The 18,557-nt window shown below is 38.4% G+C and carries 15 protein-coding genes and 1 tRNA gene; 1 reads left to right on the top strand and 15 read right to left on the bottom strand.

Translation table 11 applies throughout. The annotated features are described in order from the left end of the window. Positions 1-21: 21 nt before the first annotated feature. The 11 genes from ACXAFK_RS10720 to ACXAFK_RS10770 form a co-directional block, all read right to left on the bottom strand. A complete protein-coding gene (locus ACXAFK_RS10720) occupies positions 22-984 on the bottom strand; it encodes an NAD(P)-dependent alcohol dehydrogenase (RefSeq protein WP_474957744.1) in 963 nt (320 codons plus the stop codon). A 77-nt stretch (positions 985-1,061) separates the two neighbouring features. After that, a complete protein-coding gene (locus tag ACXAFK_RS10725; RefSeq protein WP_474957745.1) occupies positions 1,062-1,847 on the bottom strand; it encodes a CPBP family intramembrane glutamic endopeptidase in 786 nt (261 codons plus the stop codon). Then, complete coding sequence (locus ACXAFK_RS10730; protein ID WP_474957746.1) at positions 1,834-2,517, bottom strand: DUF6624 domain-containing protein; 684 nt, start codon at positions 2,515-2,517, stop codon at positions 1,834-1,836. The genes ACXAFK_RS10725 and ACXAFK_RS10730 overlap by 14 nt, the downstream gene beginning before the upstream one ends. 186 nt (positions 2,518-2,703) lie before the next feature. After that, positions 2,704-3,306 (bottom strand): hypothetical protein, encoded by a 603-nt coding sequence (locus ACXAFK_RS10735; RefSeq protein ID WP_474957747.1) that lies wholly within the window; start codon positions 3,304-3,306, stop codon positions 2,704-2,706. 64 nt (positions 3,307-3,370) lie between these two features. Then, positions 3,371-4,279, bottom strand: a complete 909-nt coding sequence (locus ACXAFK_RS10740; RefSeq protein ID WP_474957748.1) for a TolB family protein — start codon at positions 4,277-4,279, stop codon at positions 3,371-3,373. After that, positions 4,276-4,977 carry a DUF4386 domain-containing protein gene (locus ACXAFK_RS10745; RefSeq protein ID WP_474957749.1) on the bottom strand — a complete coding sequence of 234 codons (702 nt, stop codon included), beginning with the start codon at positions 4,975-4,977 and terminating at the stop codon, positions 4,276-4,278. Before ACXAFK_RS10745 ends, ACXAFK_RS10740 begins: the two co-directional genes overlap by 4 nt. Then, on the bottom strand, positions 4,977-5,135 hold the full coding sequence (locus ACXAFK_RS10750; protein WP_474957750.1) for a glycine zipper domain-containing protein: 159 nt from the start codon (positions 5,133-5,135) through the stop codon (positions 4,977-4,979). The genes ACXAFK_RS10745 and ACXAFK_RS10750 overlap by 1 nt, the downstream gene beginning before the upstream one ends. A 310-nt stretch (positions 5,136-5,445) precedes the next feature. Beyond that, complete coding sequence (locus ACXAFK_RS10755; protein ID WP_474957751.1) at positions 5,446-6,876, bottom strand: amidohydrolase family protein; 1,431 nt, start codon at positions 6,874-6,876, stop codon at positions 5,446-5,448. Positions 6,877-7,083: 207 nt separating this feature from the next. Continuing rightward, positions 7,084-8,826, bottom strand: coding sequence for a tetratricopeptide repeat protein (locus tag ACXAFK_RS10760; RefSeq protein ID WP_474957752.1), 1,743 nt, complete (start codon positions 8,824-8,826; stop codon positions 7,084-7,086). 454 nt (positions 8,827-9,280) lie between these two features. After that, a tRNA-Arg gene (locus ACXAFK_RS10765) sits at positions 9,281-9,354 on the bottom strand. Between the two features lie 104 nt (positions 9,355-9,458). Beyond that, positions 9,459-10,322 (bottom strand): sugar phosphate isomerase/epimerase family protein, encoded by an 864-nt coding sequence (locus ACXAFK_RS10770; RefSeq protein ID WP_474957753.1) that lies wholly within the window; start codon positions 10,320-10,322, stop codon positions 9,459-9,461. A 178-nt stretch (positions 10,323-10,500) separates the two neighbouring features. Between ACXAFK_RS10770 and ACXAFK_RS10775 the strand changes: the two genes are divergently transcribed. Beyond that, positions 10,501-12,231, top strand: coding sequence for an alpha/beta hydrolase-fold protein (locus ACXAFK_RS10775; RefSeq protein ID WP_474957754.1), 1,731 nt, complete (start codon positions 10,501-10,503; stop codon positions 12,229-12,231). Between the two features lie 16 nt (positions 12,232-12,247). Here the strand turns inward: ACXAFK_RS10775 and ACXAFK_RS10780 are convergent, their stop codons facing one another. From ACXAFK_RS10780 to ACXAFK_RS10795, 4 genes are read right to left on the bottom strand one after another with little or no spacing between them, the layout of a single operon-like run. After that, entirely contained in the window at positions 12,248-14,005 is a 1,758-nt protein-coding gene (locus tag ACXAFK_RS10780) for a hypothetical protein (RefSeq protein ID WP_474957755.1), read from the bottom strand. Next, positions 13,998-16,244 carry a tryptophan-rich sensory protein gene (locus ACXAFK_RS10785; RefSeq protein ID WP_474957756.1) on the bottom strand — a complete coding sequence of 749 codons (2,247 nt, stop codon included), beginning with the start codon at positions 16,242-16,244 and terminating at the stop codon, positions 13,998-14,000. The genes ACXAFK_RS10780 and ACXAFK_RS10785 overlap by 8 nt, the downstream gene beginning before the upstream one ends. Next, positions 16,241-17,521: a BatA domain-containing protein gene (locus ACXAFK_RS10790; protein WP_474957757.1), complete on the bottom strand. Its 1,281-nt coding sequence runs from the start codon at positions 17,519-17,521 to the stop codon at positions 16,241-16,243. The genes ACXAFK_RS10785 and ACXAFK_RS10790 overlap by 4 nt, the downstream gene beginning before the upstream one ends. Beyond that, a complete protein-coding gene (locus ACXAFK_RS10795) occupies positions 17,522-18,421 on the bottom strand; it encodes a DUF58 domain-containing protein (protein ID WP_474957758.1) in 900 nt (299 codons plus the stop codon). Between the last annotated feature and the right edge of the window lie 136 nt (positions 18,422-18,557).

The following is an 18,557-nucleotide window of genomic DNA, read 5'->3' on the forward strand; positions in this document are numbered from 1 at the left end:
CGCTAAGCACGTATTGATGATTTATGAATTTACGATAACAATGTTCCCGACTTTACGACCTGTCTCCACGTATTGATGCGCGTATTTTATTTCGGAAAGTTTAAATGTATTGTCAATATTGGTGTGTAGTTTTCCCTGTTCGAAAAATTGAACCAATTCCTCGAACAAACGTTTTAACTCCTTGGTCTTTTTTACGCCCGTTGCGGCAAACTTTACTTTCTTTGGACGCCATAACATATGCCATAGAACCTCCCCGTTCAATACCGGTGTCATAAAAAGACCATTGGAACCTATAAGGGTTTTAAAGGTTTTATACGATAATTTTCCAACAGTATCGTAAACAACATCGTATGTACAAGAAAGCTCGTCCAGTTTTACTTTGGTGTAATCCAATACTTCATCTGCTCCCAACGCCAGCACAAAATCAATGTTCTTTGCGCTACAGACCCCTGTAACCTTCGCTCCCATTATCTTTGCCAATTGTATGGCTGCACTTCCCAAGCTCCCCGAAGCACCATTGACCAAAACATGCTGACCCGATTTTATTTTGGCTATATCTTTTAGAAAGTTGTAGGAGGTTAAAAAACCATCGCAAATCGGAGCAGCTTCGGAATGGGATATTGATTTAGGCTTATGCGCAATTACCAAATCTTCTGACATACATAAATACTCTGCATTACTCCCTTCGCTAAACAATTTTTCGCCAAAAACGGCATTGCCCATCCTAAATTTGGTGACTTGCGAACCCACAGCTTCCACAACTCCAGAAAACCCGGTGCCCAAAGCCTTATTTTTTGGCTTGATGAGTCCTAAAAATAATCTGCCAAATTTTGGGACTCCTTGGCGAATCATGGTATCGGCCCTAGTTACGGAAGATGCTTCGATTTTCACTAAAACCTCGTCTGGTTTTGGTGATGGTTTTTCTGTATCAACAATCTGGATAACTTCTGGCTCACCGTATTGGGTAAAAATGGCTGCTTTCATAATTATGATTATATATAGCAAAATTGACGTTAATCAAGCAATTAAACGTTCGTGTTTTATAATCGGAACACAATTCTTCACATATAGGGAGAGCCGACCACATGAAAGACCAAATCCCAAACAACATGTACAATTATTGCTGCGAGCAAACCACGTTTCCAATATACCCAACCAAAAAAAGACCCTGTAATAAGGTTGCCTATCATCGTAGAACTAACGGTAACCAAGCTAAGACCGGAAAAGCTTTTTGATAATGGTAAATGGATTAAACCAAAAAATACCGCAGATACAATAATTCCCGTCCAAACCACGCTTATCGAAGGCCTTTCTGCTTTTCTAAAAAACTGAATCAAGGCTACGACCAAAGACATTAACCCAAACCGGAACATAATCTCTTCCGTAATTCCTGCTGAAAATGATACAATGGCGTAAAACGGTTTTGAAGGTCTTTCAATAATTATTTCCACAGGAAAATAAGCTCTTGTTACTTTATGGGCCATTAGTAATACAAGTGCCAGGACTACACTAAGACCGATAGGAAACAATAGCTTTTTAAAAAAACCTTGATATTTTATATCTGTTGTATCCGAAAAGATATTTTCTATTACCGGTGCTCCCAATTGTGCACTCTTAGCCAACCATAAGCCAATAAGAACCAAAACAACACCCAAAACAAGGCCATAAATACTTGTTTGAACTAAATCCGAAGTTATTGAATTCGATAGTGCTACGCTTGTATCACCCGCTTCGATTTTTAGTCTTTTTAATTCTCTGCTGAATGGAATGTTGAGAAGTGTTCCAATTATAAAAAGAATAACCACAACCGATGCAGTTTGGATACGACTTCTCCTATTGGTTTGCATTTTCCTTTGCCAAAATAAATTCTTCAGATCTTTTGATCTGTTCTTCTAGGTCCCATTTAAAGTCTACCCGTTTACGTTTTAAGAATTCCGATATTGAATCCAGCCCCATCTCTGCCCTTCTTTTTTCTAAATTTTCTGGGTCCTTAATGGGCCACAAATTAAAACTCTGACTTTCTGGATAGTACTTCATTTGTTGGCCATATATTTGAAGTTCATTTTTATCGGTTGCTATCCGATCCACTGCTCTAACCAAAAAACGAGCTGACAGTTCTTTGTCCTTAACCGCCTTTCGCATTAGGGGCAAGTATTTTTCGCGCACTTCTAAACTAGAATGTTGTAATACATTACAAATAGTTAAGTTGCCCTGTTCACCAATTATTTCTTTACTCGGCCAGCCAATAGAATCTAAAATTTGTAAAACTTTTTTTTCGTTTTTATCATGGTTTTTATGATAAATCTCGTTTTGCTTTTTAAAGGCTTCTGATTCAAAACCTACTGCTCTACCAATAGAATCCCTCAATCGTATTGGTCCTTGCTCCGTTTGCCAAATAGTATCCAAAATAGCTATCAGGTTTTCTTGGGTATCTTTTTTCGCCGATACTTCTTTGGACTTGGAGGAATTAGTGCATCCCATCACTAACAGTAAACTGGTCAATAAAATATATTTCATTCTTTTAAAGGTTTTTATGAATATCACTATGCTTGGGTCTATATTTTAAAATATTGATATCCCTGGTTGGAATATTCATATGCCCAAACCAAAATAATTTGGTTAGGGCATACTAGTTGAATATATAGATTACTTATAAATAGATTATTATTGATGTTAGTACTTAAAACTCATTCAATTTAAGAACTATAACCAACTGAACCCTAATCCTATATTAAAGATGGCTGCATCTCTATGTGCATCTCCTTCTAAAGATACACGACCCAAAACCAATTTGGACTGCACATTAAGTGCGAAGTTTCTCTTTTTATAAATTTCGTAACCTGTACTTGCCATAAAGGCACAACCAAAGTTCCAATCGTCATTTATATCCTCTTTAATATCATAAAGTGCTGGCGAATCTATGGCTAAACCAATTCCCCCATGTATCCACCAACGATCTTTTACCCAATACTGTACAGAGGGAATAAAACCTCCAAAATTCCTGTCATTGTCCTGAAATTCGTAAATATTTCCTGGCATGGCGACGGTAATGGCGAAATTCTCATTTAACATGTGGCCAAGCTTTAGGTCTGGAAAAACAAAGGTTCCCTGGGATTTGTCGAAGGTTTGAATACCAGCACTGTCTTCTATACTGATAATACCTCCACCCACTGCGAATTCGATGATAAAACCATTCCTTTTTGTTGTGGTTTCAGCATTTGTGTTTTGTGCATATGTTGTGCTTGATACCAATGCAAAAGCGGCACATGCCATGTTTAATAAGATTTGTTTTTTGATTGTTTTCATTTTAATCGATGTCATAATTGTTCGTTTTTTGATTAATGATGTATTTATTGATGAATTATATTTTTTAATGACGATTTTCAAGTGAAAAGATAACTTTCGCATCCACCCAAAAGATATCTACGTTTTCAAAATCGTCTGAACCTACATTTCTACTGAAGAATAGGTATTTGCCATCTGGCGTTATGCTTGCCGAAGCTTCCCAAGCATCAGTGTTTATTTTATCTCCTAGATTAATAGCATTACCCCAAGAACCATCTTTTTGTTTAAAACTGATATAAATATCAGAATCACCATAACCATCTTCCCTTTCAGCATCGAACAATAAATAGGATTCATCTGGAGCTATAAAAGGATGACTTAAAAAAGTTCCTGTATTTATTGCTTTTGGCAAAGCTATTGGCTCTTCATGCTTTCCGTTTATCAGACGTGAATAACGAATTGGAAACGTTGAATCATTCTCTTTATAGGTGTCAAAATAATACGTGCCATTCTCGGATGATGAAAGGCGCATAATATACATTGAATCATTACTTACGGTAGGTGGCTCCAGCTTTTTTAATTCGGACCATCCTGATTCTGTTCTTTTTAGATATCTATCACCTAAATGCATGGTTTCACCGTTTGGTGAAATTACTGGTCGTCCAATCCATGGAGATGCTATTTCTGATTTTTCCCATTCGCCGTTAGTGTCATTATATTTGTATTCGTAAAAGGCTGATGTTTTATTTTCCTCTCCTCTTCTTATAAAATAAAACGCCCTCATATCTTTTGAGAATGCACCATCGTACTCATAAATTTCAGTAGATACAAGACCTGGAGCGAATGGTATAGGCCTTAATCCTGGTGGTTTTTGACCGAGATAAACATCTTCTAAACTTGCTTCTTCATTAACTTTTGATTTTTGCTCTTTATGGTTACAAGCATTCAGGGCCAATGTTAATGCAGAGAATATTAAGTAATGTGTCGTTTTCATATTTTATATTCTATTTTTTTTAAATCAACTCCCTTAATTAAAAGCCAAATACCAAATACTAGCTCAAATAATGCCCCAGGTGCCATTATGATCATAAATTGTTTTGAAGCATCGGGATATATGATTTGTACTAAGAGACCAATAAATAGGCTTGCATAAGTAAAAAGTCCCCAGTAACTTAACCATTTAGGCACATAAGAAGCAGATTGTAATAATTTGATAAATATGAATGCACCGATACTCATAAGAATTAGATGAAGATTAGACCCCATGCCATATACATCAAAATATACAGTAGCTAATGAATGTAAAGTATCATTGGTAAACTGATAATTATGAGCCCTTTTTAAAATAATCAAGGGTGCTGCAAATAATAGTACCATTACAAAACCCATGACCACTTCTGCCAACCTAAAAACCAAACCGAGCATAGCACGATTTTTATTTATTGACTTTGTCAGCAAATACAGTGCAACAGCCATCCACATTACAAGTGTATACATGGTAATGTCCAATAGGATGGACATTCTAAACTGAAACTCTGACGCTAACAGTATTTCAGGTTTATGTATACCTGCTTTAACGAAAAATATATTTACAAAACCAATTAAGGTAGTTGTCAAATAGGTGAAGCCAACTATTTTGGCTTGTTGCTGTATTTTCTTTAGTTTATTGCCTTCCATTACCTTATTATCCATTACTTTGACTTTTGTTGAACTCCATATTCCAAAGCGGCTCCGATGGCAATCCCTAAAACAAACCATAATTGCATATTTGATGTTATATAGCCCACTATGGTTCCAAGAACAATTCCAATTCCCAGTTTTACGCCTTTTTTACTTTTTTTAGGTTCCATCTTTTCCATGGTTTGTTTTTTCTTGATATCCATTATTAAACAAAGCAACGTTTCACTTTTAAATAGTAAAAGGAAAAGTACAGGGACGTCAAAAATGAGGTTTAAGTGCAATTACAAACCAAATCATTGCCCTTTTACAATAAATTGCTTTTTCTAAGTCCCAAATATTCATTGAAATTATTTTTGGAAGACTTCGGTTTCTTATCAGTCTTTATTTATTCTATATCGTTTCTTAATTTCATACTTTTCAAATAATGCCTTGATTCATTGATTCATGATCCCTTCATCTATTTAAGGTTCTACGGAATAATTAATCTGCAAACTGTACGCGTATCAACGGACTGTTGATTAAGCTTACCAGTGTTTTCACATTCATATGAAAACTTGATGCCGCCCCTTCTGAGAATTTTTTGAGTTCCGAGATTTTTCCTTGATCGTAATACACACCGTTCAACAACACTCCTTTGATGCTTTTTGTATTTTTAATATCATCCAAAGGATTTTTATCCAATAAGACCAGATCCGCCTTTTTGCCTATTTCAATGGTTCCGTAATCCTTCTCTACGTTTGAAAAAATTGCAGGAACTATGGTTGCATTTTGCAAAGCTTCTACATTTGATAAACCGCATGAGGTTAATTCGTAGAGTTCATTGTGTAAACTAAAACCTGCAAATACATAACTATCGGTAACATCGGTACCTGCCATGATGGGCACACCCAATTTATGGGCCATAGTCACTTGTTTTTTCGAAGCTTCATAAAACTGTTCGCTTACATTGACTCCTTCATTTTCGATATTCTTTTCTTTGTAGTGGTCTACATCATATTGCCACCAGAGTTTTTTTCTAACCTTAGTTATGTATTTTAAATTTTCATTGTTGGTAAAACTATCTTTATGTGCCAATGCTTCAAACTTTAAGGTCTGTAAAGTTGGGACCCAGTAGGTTTTGTTGTTACGCATTACAACCATTAACTCCTTTGCTCGAACACTGTCAAACTGCTTGACCATCTTTTTTTTGGATCTAGAGAAATAATCTTTCCAATTATTGGGTTTTTTTAGACTATCGGCTTCGGGAAAACACTCGTACAAAAAAATGCGTCCATGTTCAAAACTCCTTTGGCCAGAGTCCACAGCTTCTTCCAAACTAAGAAACATGGGTTTGTGGCCGGCTATATGTAAACCATAGATAGGTGCTTTTTTAGCTAGATCTAAATAAATGTCTTTTGGTAACTGCGCGTAAATCTTTATAAAATCTACCTTTTCGTTTTTATAAAATTGTAACAGGGAGTCTACTTGCAAACGGTTCTGCAGTTTAAAAAAATTGGGGGAATTTTCCGGTATTGCTTTTTCACCATCCATTTGATAACTGCTTTGCAATACGTACCTGGGCGAGACCCTAGTGTTATTCTCCAGTTCTTTATTCCACTGTAAACGCTCCTTACTGCCCACCCAATAACTATCTTTCTCATTTAATTGGCCAGACATATCCCGTACGCCCGTAACGCCATTTGCAATGTAAAGCGGATGGTGCAACCATTCAGAGTGTTGGTTGGAATGGGTGTGCATATCCCACAATCCAGGTATTAAATATTTACCGGTGCCATCTATACGCAATGAATTATCAATGGGTTTAAATGGTACGCTATCTATTCTTGTTATTCTGGAATTTTCTATCAGTACAAATTGATTGTAGGCAGTTTTACCTGTTTCAACATCAACAATATTTATATTATTGATCATTGTTTTAGTATAAACTCTTGGTGTTTGCAATACCGATGTGGGCCATAAGTAAGCACTGGTGATCGTTATGATCGACAGCAATACAAGTACCGCAATTGTTTTAACTAAGTATTTGAGCTTTTTTTTCAAGATTGATTTCCATTGTTACATGGCAATACTAGCTCTAATCGATAAAGTAAAAGTTCCAGATTATAAATCCGAACTAATTTACCGATGGGATTTTAGATAGGCATTAGGTGTTACACCTTCTATTTTTTTGAAGAATGTGTTGAAAACCGTTTTAGAGTTAAACCCACTATCATAAGCTATGGCCATTATGGTCAACCCTTTGTTTTCCTCGAGAAGAATACGCTCTTTAAACTCGTTGATCCTAAAAGTATTGATGTACTCTGAGAAGTTTTTCTGAAACCCCAAGTTCAATAGTTGAGAAACATAATTGGCAGGAAGGTCTAAATAAGATGCCAAATCTTTTAATGATAGGTCTGGATTTAAATACAGCTTATAGTCCATCATAATTTGTTTTAACTCTTTGCTGTACTTAGTAACTTCGTTAGTATCCAGTAAGGCTTGTTTGTACTTTTTTTTCTGCTTGTAATTTACATTGTCAGGAATTGCCCTAAGCATAATACCCTTATAATGTTGGTTGTTTTTAAAAGACTTGAGAACAGGGGATGGATTTAACAATAAAACTAAAGGTAAATGGTTGTTAAAGGCTTCTTTTACATATTCCAAAACCTTATCTTCATTCTCCAATAAAGCATAAACCAGAATTAGAAAAATCAGTGCTTTTTCAACAAGGTCGGATGTTAGGTAACTTTCCAGTTCTTTTATACCATCATCACATTTGGTCCTTTCGCCAAGAACGGCATAGCACATGGTTTTACCTCCTAATTTAGTAAGGTCTTTTATAGAAATGCCCGATAGTGTATTAAAGTAGCTCAAAGCTTCAATGGGCTTGCCCGATAACAATAAACTATTTCCAATATAAATAGGTGGAAAAGGTAAATTAGGGTTTAATTCCAATGCCTTTTCCAAGTAGCGCTTTGCTTTGTCATAATCTTCCTGCAGATAATACAGAAACCCCTTGTAATGATGGTTTATTGAAGAAAAAGGATCCAATTCCAACGCTTTATCTATATAATTTTGGGCAGGACCTAATTTGCCCTCAACAGTTAATAAATTTGAAATGGTCAGGTAAATTTCATCCGTAGGTTGCGTCTCCAAAGCTTTATTTGCATGTTCGTACGCTTTTTTTAGGTTCCAATTTTGCCAACATTCTATCCAGGCCAAATTTAATTGTACTCTAGATGAATTAGGACTTAGGGACCTTGCTTTTTCAAAAAAGGACTGTGCCTTTTGAAAAGCTTCAAATGCTGGCAATAATCCCATGGTTCCCATAAAAGTATAGGCCTGATTAATATCTAAATAAGGGTTTACAAAGTTTGGTGATCTCTCTATAATGCTTTTAAAAATTTCGATGGCCTTTAAAGAACTATCATAATCCAATTTCATTAAATAATACCTACCTTTTAAATACTCTCTGTAAACAGGTACAGGGACCTCGTAACGCTCAATTAGTTTATCTTCAATTTCGAGATGACCGATATGCTCGCGTAATTTTTCAGCAATAAAATGACTTATTTCTTCTTGTATCTCGAATACATCTTCCGGGTTTCTATCAAAGACCTCCGACCAAAAATGAAAGTCCTCCAAAGTATCGATCATTTGCACCGTAATGCGCATTTTTCTCTTGGATGTTCGTACACTGCCCTCGATAAAAGTCGCCACATTTAGCTTCTCCCTTATCTGTTCCACGGTAACTGTCTTGTTTTTAAAATAAAATGAGGATGTACGTGAGGTAACGGAAAGCTGTTTGATTTTTGCCAATGCATTGATGATTTCCTCCGTTAATCCGTCGCAGAAATATTCATTGTTAATATCATTGCTCATGTTAACAAAGGGTAGGACTGCAATGGATTTTTTGTTCATTTTATGTAATGACTAAACTTGGTTTGTTGGATCTTTAGTTACTTCTGCCAAATAAATTGATTTCCCTCTTTTAAAACAGCGGCCATTGCTACAACCCAATCGTGGTTTTTAGAGTGATTGTTTTATTATGCTGATGTCAAAACTTCCAAGGCAGCCCATCGGACTATGGCCTTATCCTTTTTAACGTCTTAAAATTAAGTAAATAGTAATTAGCATTTGCTATTCTTGGAATATCTATCTGGAATTTCGTGTACATTCCAGTACTTATTAAAGAAATGGTATCTCCTTAGGTTATACCCTACCTAAATAAGCAATTATCCTTGTCGTTTTATATTTAATTTCAAGTTCTCGAACTGTGTTCGGACTTTACATAAAACAAAGAACCACGCCAAATAGCGTGGTTTGTAGAGTGTTGTGATCGCGGAAGGATTCGAACCTTCGACCGTCTGCTTAGAAGGCAGATGCTCTATCCAGCTGAGCTACGCGACCTAAGTTTGCGGGTGCAAAGATACTAATGTAACCGATTGTAAAAAATATTTTTTTAATTTCTTGGTTTTTTTCTGCCCAATCAGCTTGATCAATCCAGGTCTCCTTTATTGAAACCCTATCTTTTTCAGTCCTTTATGGCTTATTTTTATCACTTCCAAAGGCTTTTTGTCCCAAGTCATATCTTGTTCAACAAAGTAGTTTTCCATACCCGAAGCTTTTTTTTTCTTCAAAATTCTACTAAAATCGATGGTTCCTTCGCCAACTGGGGCAAATTTACCCTCTTTGTCCATATCCTTCACATGCCATAGTTTGAATCTACCCGGGTACTTTTCAAAATAAGCGACCGGATCGGCCCCTGCCCGGGTTACCCAATATAAATCCATCTGAAAGTTTACATAGTCGGGGTCGGTATTCTCCAAAAGATAGTCGATAGGTACAACCCCATCTTCATTCTCCTTATACTCAAAATCGTGGTTGTGGTACAATAATTTTAAGCCTGCCTCCTCACACTTCTTACCAAGGGTGGTCAAAATAGTGGCGAGATCCTCAACAGATCCATCCATTCCCATAGTCATGCTTTCACGGTCAAAGGTAAACATGCCCATTGGCGGAACAGGAATGGTAAAATACGTAAAACCAGCCGCCTTGGCATCCGCAATCTGTTGGTCCGCATTTTCCATAGTCACTCCTCCCATGTGCGTGCTTACAGGCGTTAAACCAACACGGTCCAAGTAGGTTTTAAATGCTTGAGGTTCTATACCGTAAAATTTCCCATGGTCGTAACCTGCAGCTTCAATATAGGCATATCCGGCATCAGCCACTTCCTGTAATGTTGCTTTAGCATCTTCCCCCATATCGTCCCTAACCGTATAAAGGGCCAATCCACCAAAATTATCTTGTGCATAACTTGGCGCTGCAGATAGAACAATCGCAATTATGAGCAGTATGATTCGATTTTTGTGTACCATAACAATATTCAGTTTGTTTATTAAAATTCTTATACAATATAGGGCAATACACATAATATTTTTAAAAGATATTGTGATTTTATGCTTGACGAATACCTTCCTGCTGACCAGAATAAGTATAGATACCTTTTTGTATGTGAAAAGAATGGGTTATCTTATTTATCCAAAGCCAACTAAGATGACCAAAAAACTTTTTTTTGTCTGTAGTGCAGCCTTGCTTTTATTTTCCTGCGTACAGAACAATAAAACAAACCACAAAATTCAAGTATCTTTTGACCAAGCGGCAAGTGAGCTAAGCAAAGATGGCCGCTTACTTCTAATGCTTTCAACGGACGATAGCAAGGAACCACGTTTTCAAATTAATGATGGGTTAAACACACAACTCATTTTTGGGATGAACGTAGAGGGTATGGAACCCGATGAAACCTTCACTTTTGATGAATCCATATTTGGGTACCCCTACCCAAGTTTATCCGATGTCCCACCTGGAGAATACAATGTACAGGCGCTATTGCACGTGTATGAAACTTTCAATTTAAGTACAGGTCATACGGTAAAACTGCCCATGGACAATGGGGAGGGCCAACATTGGAATACCTCTCCCGGAAACCTGTATAGTAAACCTTTTAAAATTACGGTTAGAGAAAACGGTATCGAAAATATTTCCGTCGTAATGGATCAGGAAATCCCCCCGATTCCCGAGCCGGAAGACACCGATTGGATAAAACATATCAAAATAAAATCCGAAAAATTATCGGAATTCTACGGGAGGGATATGTATCTGGGTGCACATGTACTTTTGCCCAAAGGGTTTAATGAACAGCCAGAGGCCAAATATCCGTTAATGGTTTTCCATGGACATTTTCCAAAGGATTTTGGCGGATTTAGGACCACCCCGCCCGACCCCAATTTAGAACCCGAATATTCTGCACGATTTGATTTGGAAGGCTACAATATTATACAGCAACAAGAAGCCTATGATTTTTACAAAAGATGGAACGAGCCAGACTTTCCCCGCTTCTTGATCATTGAAATTCAACACCCCACCCCCTATTATGATGACTCCTACGCGGTAAATTCAGCCAGTCAAGGCCCCTATGGCGATGCCATTACCTATGAACTCATACCATATATCGAAAAAAAGTTCAGGGGTATGGGAGAAGGTTGGTCACGATTTTTGTACGGAGGTTCCACTGGTGGTTGGGAGGCTCTCGCGGTCCAAGTAAAATACCCGGATGAATACAACGGTTGTTTTGCTGCCTGTCCCGACCCCATAGATTTTAGAGCGTATTGCCTCACCAATATTTATGAGGATGACAATGCGTATTACTACGATTCGGCACATAAACAACTGGAGGTACCTTCCCATAGGGATTATCTGGGCGACATTCAATCCACCTTAAAACAAGGCAATCATTTGGAACTGGTGCTTGGCGACAAATCCCGATCTGGGCAACAATGGGATATTTGGGAAGCTACCTATTCCCCTCAAGGGGAAGATGGTTATCCGGTAAGGATCTGGGATAAATTGACAGGGGATATTGACCACGAAGTTGCCGAGTATTGGAAAGAAAACTATGATCTAAGACACATACTGGAACGCGATTGGGACAAATTAGGTCCAAAACTGCGGGGCAAGATTCATATCTATTGCGGAGATATGGACAACTACTATCTGAACAATGCGGTTTATTTGATGGAAGACTTTTTGGAAAGCACCACAGAGCCCTATTACGAGGGCGAAGTGCTGTATGGCGACCGCGCTGAGCATTGCTGGAACGGCGACCCGGAACTTCCCAACGCCATTAGCCGTTTACGATACAACTCCATGTATGTACCAAAAATTATGAAACGAATTGCCGAAAGTGCTCCGCAAGGCGCCGATTTGAGCAGTTGGACCTACCCGTAAATCCACTAATTTGAAATTAGTGGCCGGTTAGTTTGGGTGCTAACCACAACCATCCCGAACACAATAAGAAAATCAGATAAAACCAAATAGTGGAAATGGGTCGTATTTCGCTGTTAGTTTCAGTATTGATTGAACTAAATGTCTTTTTGGTATCGAACTCACGCATATTGGCCTGTACTGTTTTTGCTTTTGATATTGATTTGTACTGATCATGGCTATAGACATAATAGGAATGTGGTTCCAATGAATCATTTGTTGCCTTAAGTACGTTCCATCCTACTTCTCGTGGATAATGGGTGCCTGTCCATTTACTTGGTAACAGTAAATCTTGCAGCAAAGGTATGCGAGCCCCGTTTTCCGTAACAACTTCAATACCTTCGATCCCAGTCCGCACTTTAAAATTATATGGTTGATCAATTCTTGGTGTCGTAGTAAGAGCAGTCCATTGTAAGGGTTTATCCTTCCTTTTTGATACCTCGTTTACAAATTGGGACCATAACTCACCATACAATTCCGATTGTCCATTCAATATTAACCTATATGTATTTTTTAACAAGCTAGTACCCAACTTTCCTTTTTGGATAGCTACATAAGCGCCCACGGAGGTTGAATCGATCTTTATTGGATGTGTACGAATATCCAACTGAAATTCAAACGGATACTTTTTTAGTACAGTGGAGGACTCTCCTAAAACAATTTCTTCTTGATAATTGCTCGTAAATAGAAAAGGACTTTGTGGGCTAGCTAACGAAAAAGTCTTGTCGTTTGGTTGAACAAATACACCTGTTCCATATTTTTCGAGATATTCCTTCATTGATCTGCGTGCCCTCGAACCTAGGCTCAAATAGGATTCAGTATCTAATATCAATAAGTCATAATTCTTATACACCTCCTCGGAAAGCCGATATACCGGATTGGTCGCTCCGTTAAAATATTCGAATTTATATTTTCCTTTGGTAAGCTGTGTTCTGGCCACAACTTGATGCCCTTTTTCTGCCAAATAGTTTTTGAGGTATTTTGTTTCAAAAGTGGGAAACGCATTCACGATCAGTACTATTAAGGGGTGACCCTCCAGTACTTGGACAGGAATTGGTTCTTCGGATAAAATGTTGTTGGATCGATCCTTTTCTACAAGTCGATATTCATACCTACCACTTGCCTTTGGCCGCGCCGATAGTCTGATATTCTGCTCCTCCACATCTTCAAAGAAAATGGAATCCAATGGGTTACCACCATTATCCGTCAATATGGCCCAATGCCCATGTGTAGGGCTTTTATATTTGGCATGTACATGCAATAGTTCTCCCAACTGAATTTTATCATCAAAGGAGATTTTCGTCCATCCATAAATCGGCTGCCCTCCTAAAAAAGTAACTGACTTTTCTTTGAGTTGCCATAGATCAAAATTTTCCAGACCATTGCCCAACACGAACAAGGTATCCAGTTCTTTTGTTATTGAGAGGGTTCTTCCTTCGGTATAATCTTCGGTCCTTATTCTTTTATATATTGATTTAAGGCTGTCCAATTGGGCGGGACGATACTCCTGCGTTAATATGATGCCCTTTCCTTTAGTAGCGTTTTGCCATGTACCGGGCTTTAAGTATATAAGAACAAGCCCCGCTACCGCAAAAAAAGAGATAATTACATTTATCCAAAGTTTTGATTTTTTGGGCTGCTCCCATTCCTTCCAAATAAAAATGCCCCATAAAAAGGCTCCCAATATTACGGTTGGCCAAAAATACTGCTGATTTAAAAATACCACTCCATCACTCATAAATACTCAGTTCTTTTAAAAATAAAAGATCGATTTCATCTTGGAACCTTGGTGTCTTCATTGGAATTTTTTCCACTTCCGGAAGTACTGAAAGTAGTTCGGTCTGCACCTCTTTAAATTTTATTATGGTCCGGTTGTCCACTTTTTCCAAATCACGAAGCCCTCTCAATACCTTAAGATATTTTACAGGTTCCGAAATTGCTTTCCGGGCCAACTCGTTCCCAGCTTCTTTAAAACTAATATTGTGAGTTTCATCAAAAGTTGTTTTGTTATGAATGAGCTCCTCCAATCGAGCTATCGCTTTTCGTGTTGATGCAAATGTTGGGCGATAGGTAAACTCTTCACGTTTATCAAAGTTTTTTATTTCATCAATATCCCCACTTAGTCTACTTTCTTCTTTAATGGGTGGAGGATCGAACCCGATACGGTGTACATAGATCCGTGCACTGTTTTTAATATCCTGAATTATTTTTAATGCTTTGTACTGATGCGGTAGAGATTTTTCAGGTTCATAAAGCCTTAAATATAATTCGGCATCCCACATAATACTAAGGGCACTTCGGAGTTTGGCCTTTAAGGACTTTTCGAAAAGGGTAGATGCTTCCGGGTCACCATGATCGTGGACATATTCGTGTAGCGGATCATTGGCAACCTCTTGATCTTCATGGTCGTGATCGTGATCATGGTCTTGCCGTTCAACTAGATTATGCTCGTTTTCACTGTCATGTTTATGGGTATATTCGTCCAATAGGCCCTCCTCACCTTCTTCGTGGTCGTGATCATCGTCGTGATCGTTCTCTTCGTGGGATACTTGTCCAGCAGCAGCTTGCATTTCTGTTTCGTCGCCCATAAACTGCCCATACTTTAAACGAAGTTGTTTTTGATCGAAACCCAATTCATTGCTCCTGAACTTGAATTCTTTTTCCGTTACTTTGGATTGTTCGGCAATCAATTTTTCTGTATCGATGATCAATTGTCTTTGACTCCTAAAATAATCGGGCATTAAGTCCGCCCCCAAGTTGCCTTCCACGGCAAATACATCGGTTACCGTATCGCGGATTACCGCGAAAAACGTTTCACTGCGTGCTACATTGGCCTTAGGCGCTTTTTGATCAATAGCTTCTACATAAAAGTACAGTTCATCTCCTGGATCCATTTTAAGGTCATCCAAATCCAACGATTTGTCAAATTGATTCAGTTTTTTCCCTTTTACCAGCGTATCATCAAAACTTAATTTTTCTTCACGAAACTTCACCGATTCACCAGATCCTTTGCTAACAGTAGCTATTATGTAAGCGTCCTGTATTCCAAAATCATCCGTTATACTGGCATTGAATTGTATTTGTTTTTCGTCTTTGAATTCGAAGTAACTGTAATTGTCCAATCCTTTCAATTCGATTACTGGAGGCTCATCTTTGAATATTTCCAACGAATACAGGTCACTGATATGCTCGTTTCCCTGTTCATCTTTGAACATGAAACTGTAAAATCCGGATGTTTCCAGAATCTTTGTCAACCGGTACGATTCTTGAGCTTTTGTAAAACCGATGTTCTCGCCTAACAAATCCATTTCAACTTCTTCAACACTTCTATCAAATTCCAAGCTCCAATTTACTCTGGACCCCTCAACTGCTTTAATATTGGGGACCGATGTGTATTGGGTTTCTTCACCCGTATAACTTGGGTATTGGATAGAAATACTGGTTCGGGTAAGTTCAGGAATTGGTTGTAATGCATCCGAACTATCCTTGGGAACAAAACTTATTATGTTTTTCTTGGTATCGCTTTTTTGAGTATATCCATTGATCGATTGTAGAGCACTGTTTCCAAGTAAGCCCAGAACTAGTAGCCCCAACATGACCATAGTAGCCCTGTTCCATTGGTTTGGTGGCCTTAATTTGGTTAAAACTGACTCTAATTGCGCAATTACTCTATGCTTTTGTAGTTTGGACAAACCAGAAAGTTCGTTAGCCGGCACCAGCAAAAGTCCGCTACTAAAACCAGCTTGGACCACATGGGCATCTATATATGCCACAGTCCTTTCGGCATTCACTCTCCATGGTTTAAACAGTGGTATTAAAACCGAAATGGTGACTAGGAACCCTAGAATCCCAAAACCTACTTTTTGGGTCAAAATAAATATGCATCCCCCCGATCCGATAGCATAGAGCAACACCTCCACATAAATGGACTGCTGCCATCGCTTCTGAAACCGTAAAATAGCATTGGCTCCTGTCATTGCTTTTTAATTTTGGATAATGCTCGTTCCAAACAGATCAAGCCAACTAACAACCAAAACAACCAATGGGACACATCCACCAACATGGCTTTTTCCTTTTTGTGAATTGGAGCCTTATAGTTCGGTGCAAACTGAGATTCATCCAATTGCCTATTGTCCAGTGCTGTAATCCGTTGGGCAAAATAGTGGTCCAAATCTAAAATATTGAGCAATTGTTCGGTAAAATGCTCCTCTACCGTTCTTTTGGTGTCCAACCTAGCTGTTAAGTAAAAGAGGTTTTTATGTGCACTAGGCTCGATCAATGATTTTGCCAGTGTACTTTGGTTAAAAACCAACCATTTGCCTTCTAGAGGATACCGTGGCTCTTGACCTAAGAATATGTTCATATCTCCGTTTCCGACGTTGGAAATACTCTCTATTTCCCTAATCGATATTTCCCAGTTCAAGTAAATGGACAATGCCTTTAATGAAGCTTTAATATATTGTACTTCTCTTTTAAAATCTTCTTCGGCATACAAGTTTATTGCAAGAGAAGGTTGCTCCAACATGGGAACAATGGTCCGGTATTCGTCTGGCAACACCAAGCTATCACCAGAGGCACTAATGGTATATCCTTGGCCTACTTTTTGTTTTTGTAGTTGAGTAACCATTCCATTGCCTAGAGTGCTAAAAAGGAAAATATCTTCTTTATTTTTAGTTGCGACAACGTTATTTTTTACAAATTCTTCCTGCTCGAGTACTATCCAATGAATTTTTTTAGCTGTGTTTGGTCGTTTGGAACGAAATCCTTTGGAAAGAGCTTTGGTGAATACGACTAAACTATCCGAACGCAACGAATCCAATCGTTGTGCCAATTGCCAATAATTGGGAGTCTCATGTTCCGCTCGGTAATCCGCATCCAAATCCCATTCCGGAAATCCGTTGGCAAACAACCTTACGGATTCATCTTCTTGTAAACTATCCAAAATTGTGGTCAAAGTGGGCTCGTTGGCCAGCGAAGGCTCCACAAAATAGGTAACCTGTTGTTGATTGCCCTTGGTACGCCATTGTGGGCCCGCCATCAACAATACGATAAGTGCCAAAATCAGCATACGCAACAGCAGGAGCAACCATTCGTTTAATTGAAGGCTGCTGGATTGGCGCGAATTGGATTCGTCCAATAACTCGACACTCCCTATTTTTATGGTCTTTGCCTCCTTTTTGCTCCACAAATGAATGGCCAAGGGGATTAAAAGTCCCAAAAGTGCCCAGAGATATGTTGGATTCGCAAAAACCATTTACACCAATCGAATACGTTCCTTTAAAAATAATTGGAGGGCATCACCCAAATCATCGTCCATGCGGAACAGATGATAGTGTACCCCTTGCGAGAGCAATTGCTCTTTGGTCTGTCTTATTTTGTTGTCCAATGCCTTCAAATACCCAACTTTGGCCTTGTTGACATCCACCTTGACCTTGGTCCCGGTTTCCAAATCCTCAAAAGTGACGGATTTGTTGTAATCGAAATCCATTTCACGACCCGTCATAATTTGAATTACCACGACCTCGTTGTGCGCGGTTTTCAGGTTTTTGACAAAATCGGAGAGCTCGGAAACATCTTCGTACATATCGGTCAAGAAAAAAACGAGTTCCTTTTCCCCTCTATTATGGATTTTTCTTGAGGCAACGGAAAACTCGGGCCATTTTCCTTTGGTGGATATACCCAACAATTCCAGCAGCAAACGGTTAAAATGCTTTCGGTCCGCCTTAGGATATATACTCACAAAATCATCTTCATTTAAGGCAAAAAGCCCGACAGAATCACCTTGTTTTTGTGCCAAAAGGGAAAGACAAGCAATCATGACGCGCGCGAATTCCAATTTGGAAATCCCATTCTCTTCATGTTCCATGGAAGCACTGGCATCCATGATAAACTTAACGGTGACGTGGCTTTCCACTTCTGATTGTTTAATGTAGTAGCGGCCTGATCTGGCCAACATTTTCCAATCCAGCAACCGTAAATCATCGCCAGGCTCATAACCCCTATATTGGCTGAACTCCATACCATGTCCTAAGCTCTTGCTGCGGTGCAGACCGGAGGTAAAACCTTCCACCACAATACGGGAAATCAGGCTGAGGCCCGATACCGTATTGATTACATCAGGTTTCAAAAGGTCGTGGTAGTCCCTTGTTGCCATTAATTATTTTTTAATAAACTCTAAATATTAGAACCATTGAGTAAGGATTATAGTAAGAATTGTAACAAATACGAGACCTATAATCGCTGAGTATTGTTTATCAATCATGTCCTTAAACTTTCCTTTAAATCCATTC

The sequence above is a fragment of the Flagellimonas sp. ABD4_174 genome, assembly GCF_056160185.1.